The sequence below is a fragment of the Dysgonomonas sp. ZJ279 genome (genome assembly GCF_011039205.1).
GTDB lineage: Bacteria > Bacteroidota > Bacteroidia > Bacteroidales > Dysgonomonadaceae > Dysgonomonas.
Window position 1 is genome coordinate 19,828 of the sequence record NZ_JAAKEL010000022.1, and the last position, 14,041, is coordinate 33,868.

The 14,041-nt window shown below is 38.1% G+C and carries 12 protein-coding genes and 1 tRNA gene; 9 read left to right on the top strand and 4 right to left on the bottom strand.

Features of this window, described 5'->3' with window-relative positions:
* Nucleotides 1–6: 6 nt before the first annotated feature.
* The 6 genes from radA to G7Y57_RS15410 all read left to right on the top strand — a co-directional run bounded on the left by radA (nt 7) and on the right by G7Y57_RS15410 (nt 6,106).
* Entirely contained in the window at nt 7–1,383 is a 1,377-nt protein-coding gene (gene radA, locus G7Y57_RS15385) for a DNA repair protein RadA (protein ID WP_165026094.1), read from the top strand.
* 14 nt (nt 1,384–1,397) lie between these two features.
* Complete coding sequence (locus G7Y57_RS15390) at nt 1,398–2,030, top strand: chloramphenicol acetyltransferase (RefSeq protein ID WP_165026096.1); 633 nt, start codon at nt 1,398–1,400, stop codon at nt 2,028–2,030.
* Nucleotides 2,031–2,047: 17 nt separating this feature from the next.
* Entirely contained in the window at nt 2,048–3,223 is a 1,176-nt protein-coding gene (locus tag G7Y57_RS15395) for a PstS family phosphate ABC transporter substrate-binding protein (protein WP_165026098.1), read from the top strand.
* Nucleotides 3,224–3,239: 16 nt separating this feature from the next.
* Complete coding sequence (locus G7Y57_RS15400; protein WP_165026100.1) at nt 3,240–4,526, top strand: bifunctional folylpolyglutamate synthase/dihydrofolate synthase; 1,287 nt, start codon at nt 3,240–3,242, stop codon at nt 4,524–4,526.
* 151 nt (nt 4,527–4,677) lie between these two features.
* Nucleotides 4,678–5,481 carry a metallophosphoesterase family protein gene (locus tag G7Y57_RS15405; protein ID WP_165026102.1) on the top strand — a complete coding sequence of 268 codons (804 nt, stop codon included), beginning with the start codon at nt 4,678–4,680 and terminating at the stop codon, nt 5,479–5,481.
* Complete coding sequence (locus G7Y57_RS15410) at nt 5,456–6,106, top strand: hypothetical protein (RefSeq protein WP_165026104.1); 651 nt, start codon at nt 5,456–5,458, stop codon at nt 6,104–6,106. Before G7Y57_RS15405 ends, G7Y57_RS15410 begins: the two co-directional genes overlap by 26 nt.
* Nucleotides 6,107–6,158: 52 nt before the next feature.
* On the opposite strand, the gene G7Y57_RS15415 is transcribed toward G7Y57_RS15410, so the two are convergent.
* From G7Y57_RS15415 to lepA, 4 genes are read right to left on the bottom strand one after another with little or no spacing between them, the layout of a single operon-like run.
* The gene (locus G7Y57_RS15415; RefSeq protein ID WP_165026106.1) at nt 6,159–6,890 is read right to left on the bottom strand and encodes a hypothetical protein; all 732 of its coding nucleotides are present in this window, start codon (nt 6,888–6,890) and stop codon (nt 6,159–6,161) included.
* A gap of 3 nt (nt 6,891–6,893) precedes the next feature.
* Nucleotides 6,894–8,786: a biosynthetic arginine decarboxylase gene (gene speA, locus G7Y57_RS15420; RefSeq protein ID WP_165026108.1), complete on the bottom strand. Its 1,893-nt coding sequence runs from the start codon at nt 8,784–8,786 to the stop codon at nt 6,894–6,896.
* 37 nt (nt 8,787–8,823) lie between these two features.
* Nucleotides 8,824–9,330: a flavin reductase gene (locus tag G7Y57_RS15425; protein ID WP_165026111.1), complete on the bottom strand. Its 507-nt coding sequence runs from the start codon at nt 9,328–9,330 to the stop codon at nt 8,824–8,826.
* Nucleotides 9,331–9,335: 5 nt separating this feature from the next.
* Nucleotides 9,336–11,123, bottom strand: coding sequence for a translation elongation factor 4 (gene lepA / locus G7Y57_RS15430; protein ID WP_165026113.1), 1,788 nt, complete (start codon nt 11,121–11,123; stop codon nt 9,336–9,338).
* Between the two features lie 259 nt (nt 11,124–11,382).
* Between lepA and G7Y57_RS15435 the strand changes: the two genes are divergently transcribed.
* From G7Y57_RS15435 to G7Y57_RS15445, 3 genes are all read left to right on the top strand, one after another.
* Nucleotides 11,383–11,470, top strand: a tRNA-Ser gene (locus G7Y57_RS15435).
* A 251-nt stretch (nt 11,471–11,721) separates the two neighbouring features.
* Nucleotides 11,722–12,582, top strand: coding sequence for a phage integrase SAM-like domain and Arm DNA-binding domain-containing protein (locus tag G7Y57_RS15440; protein WP_165026116.1), 861 nt, complete (start codon nt 11,722–11,724; stop codon nt 12,580–12,582).
* Nucleotides 12,583–12,772: 190 nt separating this feature from the next.
* Nucleotides 12,773–14,032: a site-specific integrase gene (locus G7Y57_RS15445; RefSeq protein WP_165026119.1), complete on the top strand. Its 1,260-nt coding sequence runs from the start codon at nt 12,773–12,775 to the stop codon at nt 14,030–14,032.
* Nucleotides 14,033–14,041: the final 9 nt, after the last annotated feature.

Consider the following 14,041-nt stretch of genomic DNA (forward strand, 5'->3'; position numbering starts at 1 on the left):
ACTCGAATGGCAAAGACTAAAACGAAAACGGCATTTGTATGCACCAGTTGTGGTAACGATTCTCCTAAATGGCTCGGCAAATGCCCTGTCTGTGGAGAATGGAACAGCTATGTCGAAGAAATTATAAGTACCGGAAAAGATAGCCTTGCAAAGGGTGGACTCAATATATTTGCGACATCAAAAGCCAAACCTCTTCTATTGAAAGATGTAGAAACTGCTGATGAACCCCGTATCGATTTACAGGATGGCGAATTCAATCGGGTATTAGGTGGCGGCCTTGTACCGGGGTCGTTGGTATTGATTGGCGGTGAACCGGGTATTGGTAAATCGACATTAGTTCTACAGACCGTATTAGGACTGAAAGATGTAAAGACTCTTTATATATCGGGAGAAGAGAGCGCACGCCAGTTAAAACTACGTGCTGATCGTATCAATTCCAACAGCGAAAACTGCTTTATTGTCTGTGAAACAAATCTGGAACAAATATTTGTCCATTTGCAGAACACTAAACCCGACTTTGTTATTATAGATTCTATACAGACAATCTTTACCGATACTGTAGAATCTTCGCCGGGTAGCGTATCACAAGTACGTGAGTGTTCGGCAGCGATACTCAAATTTGCGAAAGAAACCAGTACACCTGTGGTTCTTATCGGTCATATCAATAAAGAAGGTAGTATAGCAGGGCCTAAAGTACTCGAACATATTGTAGATACAGTATTGCAATTCGAAGGTGATCAACACTATATGTACCGTATTCTTCGCAGTATCAAAAACCGTTTCGGTAGCACAGCCGAGCTTGGTATTTACGAAATGCGCCAAAGTGGATTGCGTGAAGTCAGCAATCCATCTGAATTGCTATTGACCCAGAATCACGAAGGGCTTAGCGGCGTGTCTATCGCTGCTGCTATAGAAGGTATTCGTCCGTTTCTGATAGAGACACAAGCATTGGTTAGTACAGCGGCTTATGGTACGCCACAGCGTTCGGCTACGGGATTCGATCTTCGCCGCATGAACATGCTTTTGGCCGTATTGGAGAAACGTGCAGGTTTTAAGCTTATTCAGAAAGATGTATTTCTTAATATAGCAGGAGGATTGAAGGTTAACGATCCTGCAATGGACTTATCGGTTATTAGTGCAGTTCTATCGTCCAGTCTCGATATTTCTATAGAAAAACATGTTTGTATGACAGGCGAAGTTGGCTTGTCGGGCGAAATACGACCTGTAAACCGTATAGAACAACGTATTCTGGAAGCTGAAAAATTAGGCTTCTCTAAAATATTAGTGCCGCAAAATAATTTGAAAGGATTTACGTCGAAAGTTAATATCGAAATTATTCAGGTGAGGAAAGTCGAAGAAGCTTTCAGACAATTATTTGGATAGGAGATTAAATTAAAATGAAAAAATATTTAGATATAGATTCGTGGAATAGAAAAGAGCATTTTCATTTCTTCAAAGGCTTCGATGATCCATTTTTCGGATTGACTGTCGATGTTGATTTTACGAATGTATATAATAAAACGAAGAGGGAGAAAGGTTCATTCTTTATCGACTCGCTATACACCATAATGTATGCAGTAAATAGATCAGAGCCATTTCGTTATCGTATCGAAGATGATAAAATCGTTTGTTACGATGAAATTCATATCTCGTCGACCATAGGGCGTGAGGATGGTACATTTGGCTTTTCGTTGTTTGAATATGATATAAATAAGGATATCTTTATCGAGAATGCCCGTCAAGCTATTGAAAAGGTTAAAAGCTCGTCGGGTCTTATGCTTTCTGAAGAGATGAACAGACTGGATGTGATACATTTTTCTCCTGTTCCGTGGTTTCGTTTTACAGATATGAAGCATGCAACTTCTTTTGGTAGAGTAGGTTCTCCGCCAAAGATATCGACAGGACAATTGTACCAAGATGGGCAATGCTTGAAATTGCCTGTTTCGATAACTGTAAATCATGCGTTGATGGATGGGCTGCATGTTGCTCAATTTCTGGATATACTCAATGATTGTATTATCGCGAATTAATTTATTAATTAAGTAAAATGCAAAAAAAAGCACTGAGGGTTATTGTATCGATTGTACTGATATTGCTATTAGCATTTGTCGGCTTTTGTGCGCTCATTGGTTTTGCTTTTAGCGGACAATCTGCATTTTATAGTCCTTTCATACTTACATTGTTTTCATTGTTAAGTATATGGCTTATTGTTTGGGCACTGAAATTATTGAAAACTAAGATAGCAGTGGGTTCGTTTATTGCTATTCTCTTATCTGCCTCCATTGCTGTGACAATATATGAAGTTCGGAAGAGCTATATAAATAGTATTCCTACAATAGACGATCAGGGCGTAAATCTAAATGATTATCAGCCTTTTGATAAAGACAGTAAAGTTGCACTGCTTGATGGCGAATCGACACTGAATTTTGAAGATAACTTGCCACGCATAGATGGAGCGACAGCGTTATATCCTTTATATTCGGCATTTGTTCAGGCAACATATCCTGAGGGTGAATATAATCCATACGGGAGTATTGTAATGAGTAATACTACTCCTGAAGCCTATCGACGGCTTTTAGATGGAGAAGTAGATGTTATATTCTGTGCTGCGCCATCGAAAGCACAAATAGAAGAGGCAGAGAGTGAAGGTAAAACTTTTATCCTCCGTCCCATTGGTCGCGAAGCCTTTGTATTTTTCGTAAATATTAATAATCCTGTGGATGAACTCTCTGTTGAGCAGATACAGGACATATATTCCGGAAAAATAACGAATTGGCGTCAACTAGGGGGCGATAATCAGGATATTAAGGCATTTCAGCGACCAAAGAATAGCGGAAGCCAGACAATGCTCGAAAAAATAATGGAAGGTGCACCACTCATATCGCCACCTCTAAAAGATGTAGCAACAGGGATGGGTGGTATAATTCATCAAACGGCGGAATATAAAAACTTCAATAGTGCTATCGGTTATACTTTTCTGTTCTTTGCAACAGAGATGATTGGTAATAATCAAGTAAAGCTGCTGAAAGTAAATGGTGTTTATCCGGATAAAGCATCTATAAAGAATAACGAATATCCTTTTATAGGTGATTTCTATGCTATAACTTTAGATACCCAAAACGAAAATGTGACTAAGCTTATAGATTGGGTAACTTCCGATCAGGGACAATCTCTGGTAGAGAAAACAGGATATGCATCATTGTCTATGGACAAGATTCCTTAAACTAATAATTAAAGTCGTGACATATAAAGAAACAATTGAATATCTATATAACCAACTACCCGTATATCAAAAGGTAGGAGGTCTCGCATATAAAGAAGGACTTGACAATAGCCTGAAATTAGATGCTTATTTCTCTCATCCCCATCGTAAGTACAAAACTATACATGTGGCAGGTACCAACGGTAAAGGCTCTACGTCGCATTTACTGGCTGCTGTTTTGCAGGAATCGGGTTATAAGGTCGGATTATATACTTCACCTCATTTAGTCGATTTCAGAGAACGCATACGTGTTAATGGTGAGAAAATATCGGAACAATATATTGTCGATTTCGTAGAGGAACATCGTGAAGCATTCGAACCGATTCAACCTTCTTTTTTTGAGTTGACTATGATGATGTCCTTTCTCTATTTCGCTGAAATGGAAGTAGATGTAGCTATCATCGAAGTCGGTTTAGGCGGACGATTGGATAGTACTAATATAATTACACCTGATTTGAGTGTGATAACTAATATTAGTCTCGATCATGTTCAATTTCTGGGAGATACTATCGAAAAGATTGCGACTGAGAAGGCTGGTATAATGAAGCAAAATATTCCTGTAATTATCGGCGAGGCAAAAGACAGTGTAAGAGAAGTTTTTGAAAACACAGCCGAAAGGGTAGGAGCTCCTATCTTTTTTGCCGAAGATGAAAAACTAATTTTATCCAGTCTGAAGACCGCGAGTGGCTGGTTGTTCGACACAAAGCATTATTCGCATCTCAAAGGCGAACTGTCGGGTTATGCGCAACTAAAAAATGCAGCAACTGTATTATGTGCCATTAAAGAACTGCAAAAAATAGGATATAAAATACCATCGAAGGCTGTTTATAGCGGTTTTGCTTACGTAACAGAATTGACAGGGTTGATGGGACGCTGGCAGATCATTCAAGAGCTGCACCCTAAGATTGTTTGTGATACAGGACATAATGTAGCCGGAATAAAATATATAGTTGAACAGTTGGTTAACGAAAAATACAGCACGCTGCATATTGTGCTGGGTATGGTGAACGATAAGGATATTTCGTCTGTATTATCTTTGCTACCTAAGAAAGCGATATATTACTTCACTAAAGCATCTATTCCACGGGCTATCAACGAACGTGAATTAGAAACTATGGGACGAAAATTAGGGCTGACAGGGTATTCATATCCTACTGTTGCTGACGCTATTATTGCTGCAAAAGAATGGGCTGCACCGAACGATTTTATATTTATCGGGGGTAGTAATTTTATTGTAGCCGATGCATTAGAAGCCCTGAGTTAATTTATTAAACCTGCCCTATTTAGATCAATTATACATTATTATTATGTTAAAATAAAAGAGAAAATACCCTCGATATTCTCTTTTGAATACGGCTCAAACCCTTTCCCTGCCTAATAATTCGTAACATTGTGTGTATTTTAATAGACATGCAATGAACAAAATTTTACTTATTCCATTACTCCTTTTTTTGAGTTATGGATGTGATATGATTGAATATCATCCTTATGACGGACGAATAACCGGAGAAACAGACATCAACAACAAAAACATAGTACGTATAGAAAATGCTTGTGCCGGAAAAACGACTATCCGATATGCTTTCATGGGTGACACCCAACGGGCTTTAGCCGACACCGAAGATTTCGTGAAAACAATTAATAATCGCACGGATATCGATTTTGTGATACATGGCGGTGATGTAGCTGACTTCGGACTTACCAAAGAATTTATATGGACACGAGATATAATGAACAAATTAGTCGTTCCTTATGTCGTATTAATTGGCAATCACGACTGTTTGGCTAATGGAGAGGAGGTATTCACTCAAATATTCGGTAATCCGAACTTTTCATTTATGGCAGGCAATACCAAGTTTGTATGCCTTAATACGAATGCTTTAGAATACGATTATTCCCGTCCTGTACCTGATTTTGCATTTATGAAAGAGCAATTGGAGGAACAATGCGATGCTCACGAGAAGACAGTTTTTGCAATGCATGTAAGACCTTCTTCAGAACAATTTAATAACAATGTTGCCGAAATATTTCAGGACTATATAAAGAAATTTCCTGCTTTACAATTCTGTATGAATGCGCATGACCATAATATAAACATAGACGACTTGTTTGGTGATGGAATCATCTATTATGGTTCGCCGAGTATGGCCAAACGCAAATACTTTCTTTTTACATTAAACTCTGATAACAGTTATGATTTTGAAGTGGTTGAATTTTAATCGCAAAATATGCATCGTTTTTGTATTGTCGATTTCTCCTTTCATCGTGTCTACTGCTCAGAACGGTTATGATGTACGTGTAGAAAAATATAATTCTACGTGGCAAAAGCTTATTCCCAGATATATGAAAATGCAATATGCTGGAGGAATGGGTTTCTTATCTTTAGGAACAGGTTGGGATTATGGTAAGAATAAGCAATGGGAGACTGATGTATTTATGGGGTATCTGCCAAAATTTTCGACTGACAACTCGAAAATTACGTTTACGTTGAGGCAGAATTTTATGCCTTGGAATACAAAATTAAATGATAAATTTTCATTCGAGCCTTTAGCAACAGGTTTGTATGTAAATACTATTCTGGGAGATGATTTTTGGGTTCACGAACCGGATCGTTACCCGAAGGGTTATTATGGTTTTTCTACAAAAATGCGTTTTAATATTTATGCAGGTCAACGAATAACCTATAATATTCCTCATGACAAACGCAGTATAGCCAAATCATTTACCTTCTATTATGAGATTAGTTCGAATGATCTTTATCTTGTTAACGCTTTTACAGATAGTTATTGGGGACCGAAGAATTATCTGAGACTATCTTTTGGAATAAAGATGCAGATATTATAAAATAAGAAAGGCGTAAATTAATTTACGCCTTTCTTTATCAACTGTTTGATTTTTACTTTTTAGTAGTAATCTCAATGTCGAGACTATTGTCTGACTTTAAGAATTTAGATGCAGAATATTCAACTATAACAGTCTTTCCATCTTGCGATATTAAAGCATCTGAATTATTTGCTTTATCGACTTTTTCGGGGAAGTGATAATTAATGGTCATCTTACCTTGCGAAAACATCTTTGATATCATATCATTCTTGTTACCGGCAGCTTCATTTACAATCTGAGAAAGATCTAATTTTCTCTTCATTGTTTTGCCGTCCCATGTAAAAGAAGATGTATTAGTAATCCTGTCAATACCGATATTACTATTTTTCATACCTTCTTTCTTACCTTTCTCTTGCAACTTATTAATCGAAATCAGAGCTTTGTTAAGAGCTTCTACATTCGTAAAGTCGCCAAACATAGTAATTGTAAGAATTTGATTAGCCTTATCGTTTCGCATCTCAAGAAAAAGAGGAGTAATATTTTCGATATCTTCCTTGTTTTCTATCAGTAGCTTCGAAGAACCTCCTTTTTGCTTCAAGAGATCGACTACCGAGATGATACTACCAGACGGTAAGTCTCCTGCTTTATCGGCAGCGTCGGGGATCATAGCAAGTATTTCGCCGGCATCGAATTTTATCTCATACCTTACCTGACCATCCTGTTTGAAGTAAACATCTTCATAGATGGAACAGCTGGTTAATAATAAGGTGGAGGTAAAAAATAGCGTATATAGTATCGTTTTCATCTATTATTCTAAATAAGTATATCCGTATAGCCCTGAACGATAATTAGACAAAAATTCTTTTCCTTCTTCTACCGTGATCGAACCTTGCTTCACACAGGTAGTAACCCAAGTTTCTACTGTACGTACAAGTTTCTTCGCATTGTATTGAGCATACTCAAGTACTTCGGCTACAGTCTCTCCATCGATCATTTGCTCTATCTTATATCCGTTTTCGTCTACCGAAACGTGTACAGCATTGGTGTCGCCAAATAGATTGTGTAGATCGCCTAATATCTCTTGATATGCACCTACAAGAAATGCACCCAAGTAGTAGCTTTCATTTTTCTTCTTGTTGTGAACAGGAAGATAAGATGATTGATTACCATTCGATATGAAGTTGTCGATCTTACCATCCGAGTCGCACGTAATGTCTTGAAGAGTAGCTGTCCTGTCGGGACGTTCGTCGTGACGATGTATCGGTATAATTGGGAATACCTGATCTATTGCCCACGAATCGGGTAAGGATTGAAATAGCGAAAAATTACAGAAATATTTGTCTGGAAGAAGTTTCGACAATTGTTTCAACTCTTCCGGAGAATGTTTTGAACGGCCTGCTATTTGGAATATTTCACGTGCAATAGAGAAGTATAAACGTTCTACTTGCGCTCTTGTTTTAAGCGTAAGCATACCAAGACTGAACAAATCGAGAGATTCTTCCCTTATTTGTTGGGCATCATGCCATGCTTCGAGCATACGAGATTGGCTTAGATCATCCCATATCTGATACAACTCTTTTACCAGTTCGTGATCATCTTCAGCGATCTCTTCATCCTCTTTCCATTCAGGAAGCGTTGTTGTTTCAAGCGCCTCAAAAACAAGAATAGAGTGGTGGGCTGTAAGAGAACGTCCCGATTCTGTAATAATATGAGGATGTGGGATTTCGTTCTTGTTTGCAGCTTCTACCATCGTCGCGATAGAGTCGTTCACATATTCTTGTATCGAATAGTTAACGCTGCTTTCGCTGTATGATGAACGCGTACCGTCATAGTCTACGCCAAGACCTCCGCCAATATCGACAAACTCTACTTTATACCCAATTTCGTGTAATTGAACATAAAATTGTGCTGCTTCGCGTAGAGCTGTCTTTATACGGCGTATTTTAGTTACCTGACTACCGATATGGAAATGAATAAGACGAAGTGATTCTTTCATATTATTCTTTTCAAGGAATGCAAGAGCTTCTAATAGTTCACTCGAATTTAATCCGAACTTGCTACCATCGCCACCCGATTCTTCCCATTTACCACTACCAGAGCTGGCTAGTTTGATACGAATACCTATATTAGGAACTATTTTAAGTCTCTTCGCTATTTTTGTTATAAGAGAAAGCTCATTTAGTTTTTCAACCACAATGAACACTCGCTTACCCATTTTTTGTGCAAGAAGGGCAAGTTCGATATAGCTTTCATCTTTATATCCGTTGCATATAATTAGCGAATTGGGATCGGTGTTTATTGCTATTACAGCATGAAGTTCGGGTTTAGAGCCGGCTTCTAGTCCGATATTGAATTTCTTACCATGACTTACAAGTTCCTCTACTACCGGACGCATCTGATTTACTTTAATAGGGTAAATAAGGTGATTCTGTCCTTCGTAGTTATATTCTTTAGCGGCTTGTTTAAAGCACGTCGATATCTTTTCGATTCTGTTATCCAGAATATCCGGAAAACGAACCAAAACAGGAGCTGATATATCACGAAGTTGTAATTCGTCTATAAGCTCTTTCAAATCAACAGCAACTCCGTCTTTTCTAGGTGTTACTATTACATTACCTTTCTCGTTGATTGAAAAGTAATTTATACCCCATCCCGAGATGTTGTATAACTCTATCGAGTCCTCAATGCGCCATTTTCTCATTTCTTTCTATAAAAAGCTGTTTTAATAGTGGATAATCTTATTTATTTTCCAAAACTTTGGTTATTTCACCTATATACAATATATGGAAGTCTTTTTCGGGAAACCAGCGATCTATGATTGCTTTATCCAGAAAGAATTCGCCACCCATAGGTTGTGCGTATAATTTTTTAGCAAAGATAGCTGTTTCGGCTTCTTCAAAATAAGGAATATTATTGTCTAAAGCAACAGTGAATCCTGCTTTTGCTATTTTATTTTCGTCTCGGCCTGATGTCTTACCTAAATAACTTAGTGTTTTCAGGTGTTTTTTATCAAAGAATGTAAGCGAAAACGAATCGGCATTATCTACAAATTCCTTCGTGTATCGTTGTGGACGTATAACAACAAAGACTACTTCTTTGTTCCACATCACCCCGAAACCTCCCCAACTGGCAGTCATGGTGTTGGTTATACCATCTTTCTGTGCCGAGATAAGCATCCATTTATTTTTGATCTCAAATGGATTGAGGGTAAAGTCCTTTATATCTTTTTCTATGAAATTGCTCATACTGTTTAGTCTAACTTCAATACTGCCAAGAATGCTTTTTGAGGAACTTCTACATTACCTACTTGCTTCATTCGTTTCTTACCTTCTTTTTGTTTTTCTAATAGTTTACGTTTACGGGAAATATCACCCCCGTAACATTTTGCCGTAACATCTTTACGTACAGCCTTAATTGTTTCACGAGCTATTATTTTTGCTCCTATGGCCGCTTGTATTGCTATATCAAATTGTTGGCGTGGGATTAGCTCTTTCAGTTTCTCGCACATACGACGACCAAAGTTTACGGCATTGTCTACGTGTGTCAACGTAGAGAGTGCATCTACAGGCTCGCCATTTAGGAGGATATCCATTTTTACAAGTTTTGCTTCACGGTAGTCATTCATATGATAATCGAATGAAGCATAACCTTTCGATATACTTTTCAATTTGTCGTAAAAGTCAATTACAATCTCGCCCAGAGGCATGTCGTAAGTTATTTCGATACGGTCGCCCGATATATATTCTTGTTTCAGTAAAATTCCTCGTTTACCCAGACACAAGCTCATTATCGATCCGATATATGCTGTATTGGTAATTACCGACGCGCGTATATATGGTTCTTCGATAAAGTCAACCAAGGTAGGTTCGGGAAGACCTGATGGGTTGTGAACTTCCTTTACATTTCCTTTTTTGTCATGGACAAGGTACGATACGTTTGGTACAGTGGTTATCACATCCATATTGAATTCTCTATCCAATCGCTCCTGTATTATCTCCATATGCAATAGACCTAAGAATCCACAACGGAATCCAAAGCCCAGAGCTACGGATGATTCGGGTTGGAAGGTAAGGGAAGCATCATTCAGTTGAAGTTTTTCTAACGAAGCACGCAAATCTTCGAAATCTTCACTTTCGATGGGATATACTCCGGCAAATACCATTGGTTTTACTTCCTCGAATCCATCAATTGCAGTTTTACATGGATTTTTCACATGGGTTATCGTATCACCAACTTTAACTTCTTTCGATGTTTTGATCCCGGATATAATGTAACCTACATCTCCACAGGTAACTTCCTTTTGAGGTGACATGGTAAGTTTAAGAACACCTACTTCGTCAGCATTATATTCTTTTCCGGTAGCAAAGAATTTTACAAGATCGCCTTTTTTGATACTACCATTGACTACTTTGAAGTATGCGATGATTCCACGGAATGAGTTAAATACCGAGTCGAAAATCAAAGCTTGCAGGGGAGCTTCAGGGTCGCCTTTGGGGGCATGTATGCGTTCTATAATCGCATCGAGTATAGTATATACACCCTCTCCAGTTTTACCGCTGGCTCTAATTATTTCGTCGCGCTTGCAACCTAGAAGTTCGATGATTTGGTCTTCTACTTCATCGGGCATAGCGCTCGGAAGGTCTATTTTATTTAGTATGGGAATAATCTCAAGATCATTTTCTATCGCCATGTATAGATTGGATATTGTTTGAGCTTGTATTCCTTGTGCAGCATCAACAATAAGTAACGCACCTTCGCAGGCTGCGATAGAGCGTGACACTTCGTACGAGAAATCGACGTGCCCGGGAGTATCTATAAGATTCAAGATATATTCTTCGTCTTTATAGATATATTTCATTTGTATGGCATGGCTTTTTATCGTGATACCACGTTCGCGCTCCAAATCCATGTTGTCAAGCACTTGGGCTTGCATTTCTTTTCCTTCGACAGTTCTTGTATATTCTAGTAGTCTGTCGGCAAGTGTACTTTTTCCGTGGTCGATATGAGCAATGATGCAAAAATTTCGTATTCTATTCATCCGATATAATGAGTTCTATTTTGATGTCTTTTTATACTTATACTAATAACCCTAAATTACGAAGCGCAAATATACATAAAGATATCAAAATAGCATGTGTGTTAGATGTTATATATTACTTATTTGTGAGTATGGAGTAGGGTGGAAGATATGGTTTGTTGAAGAAAAATATAAAAAAGCTTCGTTTTTATTTTGAAGTTTAAAAAAAGTACATATCTTTGCATCGCTTTTGAAGGAAAGCACTGTGCTAATAAGCACTGGAGAGATGGCAGAGTGGTCGATTGCGGCGGTCTTGAAAACCGTTGTACTGTGAGGTACCGGGGGTTCGAATCCCTCTCTCTCCGCCAAGACAAAAAGAAAAATGAAGTAAAACCCTGAAATTCAATGAGTTTCAGGGTTTTTTGTTTTCTGAAAAGTGATAAAAAAGGGTGGTTTCCGGTATAGTCCACGGACGAAATCGGGGACATTCCAAAATCACAAAAACTGTCCCCGAATTGCTTTTAAGCCATTCTTTTTAAGCTGTTTGGGTGAATCTAGAACCTGCCTGAATGAACTGAACTTCATACCTTGAGAATAAAAATTAAAACAAATTCAAAGTATGAAAAGAAACACATTTCATGTTTTATTCTTTGTGAAGAGATCTAGAGTAGCAAAGAACGGAGAAAGCCCTGTATTCATGAGGATCACAGTCAATGGTCAGCGTATCGAAACGGTTGTTACCTTATCCGTAGAACCCGATAAATGGAACAATCTGGCAGAAAAAGTAATCGGTAAAGACCGCAAATCCCAGGAGATCAATAGCCGGCTCGATACAATTCGCTTACGCATTATGGAGATCTACCGGGAGCTCGAATTCGACGGAGTAGAAATCAACCCACGAATAATATTAAATCGTTATCAAGGACGAGAAGACGAATCACGAAAAACACTATTATTCATATTTCTGGATCACAATGAACGCTGTAAAAAACTGATCGGAAAAGATATGTCCCCCGCAACCGTTATGCGTTACGAAACATCTTACAGGCATACAGCCGAGTTCATCCAATTAAACTATAAGAAGGACGATGTATTCTTGGATGAAGTCAATCACCAATTCATCAAAGATTATGAATTCTTTTTAAAAACAGAACGTAACTGTAATCATAACTCAGCAACCAAATACCTGAAGAACTTCAAAAAGATCATTCGTATTGCTTTAGCTAACGAATGGATAAAAAAAGACCCGTTTGCCAATATCCGATTTACACTGGATGAAGTAGAACGGGATTTTCTCGAAGACCATGGATTACAGAAAATCATGGATAAGAAATTCCAGATAGAACGTCTGGCTGTAATACGTGATGCCTTTGTCTTCTGCTGTTTCACTAACCTAGAAGATAAAAAGAAAAGGAAAGCAAATCAGGGTAACGAACTAATAATCAGAAACGAATGTCCTTTAATGGCATTGAGTGCCTAATCGCTAAAATACCAATTTCGGCAGATATAAGCAAGAGTTCCATTTCTATACCGTTACCCATTTTAGAAGGAGCAAAACACAGCAATTTGATGACCTTTATTGTCTGTTTATAACGTTGTTTGTCTGCGGTTTACATTGCTCGAATAACTCACATAAGAAGTAAATTTATCAACTTGAAAATGTGAGCATTATGAACAACGAATTGAAAGTCTCTTTTTATATAAAAAGAGAGAGCAGACTTGAAAAAAACAGAAATAAAGAGAACATTGCTTATCCGATAATTGGCAAAATTATCATCGGAAACAGCATCGCCCAATTTGGGTCAAAATTATCTGTCCCCGAACATCTTTGGAATGTCAAATCGGGTCGAGCAATCGGCAAAAGCCGTATTGCTGTCGAACTCAATCGAGAGATTAACAAAATCAATCTCTTAATACATTCCCACTACAAAGAAATCTTACAGCGAACAGGAAAGGTTACAGCCATCGAGGTTAAGAACGCCTTTCAGGGAATCGCCACCACACAGAAAACTTTGCTTGTCCACTTCAAGGATATGGCGGAAGAGTTTCGCAAACGGATAGGTCTCGACCGTTCGGCTAACACTTACCCCAAATACAATGTTGCTTACAAGAATCTCAAACATTTTCTCAAAGAAAAATATCATGTTGAAGATATTCCTTTGACTCAATTGGATTTACCATTCATTGAAGCCTACGACTATCATCTTCGGGTAGAACGCAAACTCAAAGCAGAATCGATTGTTACCATTGTTGCGTTGTTATTGAAAGCGGTTCGGATAGCTTTGCACCGAAATATGATAACCTATCCACCATTCTTGGGTTACAAATTGGGTAAGCCCGAATTTGTGCAACGTACATTATCAGCCGAAGAACTAGAACGACTGATATCAACTCCGCTAAATTCTCCAAGTCAAAGTTTTATTCGTGATTTGTTTGTTTTCGCAGCTTTTACAGGGCTCTCATTCATCGATTTGAAGCAATTGACATGGAAGCATATCATCACTGAGGAGGACGGCAGTTTGTGGATTTCCATGTCGAGACAGAAAACTGATATTCCGTTCAATGTAAAATTGTTGAATATTCCTATTCGCATTATTGAGAAGTATAAAGGGATAAGTGGTACAGGGAAAGACGATACAGTTTTCAAAGTCTTATCCCATCGAAGAATCAGTGATGCTCTGAAAGCCATTGCTAAACACTGTAATATTACCACTAACGTCAGCTTCCACGTTGCTCGGCACTGCTTTGCAAGCCAAATTTGCCTCTCGCAAGGTGTTCCCATTGAAAGCGTTAGCCGAATGATGGGACACCGAAATATTCAGACCACGCAACGCTACGCTCGTGTCAATAATGAAAAAATTGGCAACGATATGAAACAACTTTCGAATCGACTCGCCAATAAATTCACCTATACAGCTAATAATCAATAAAAACAGAAA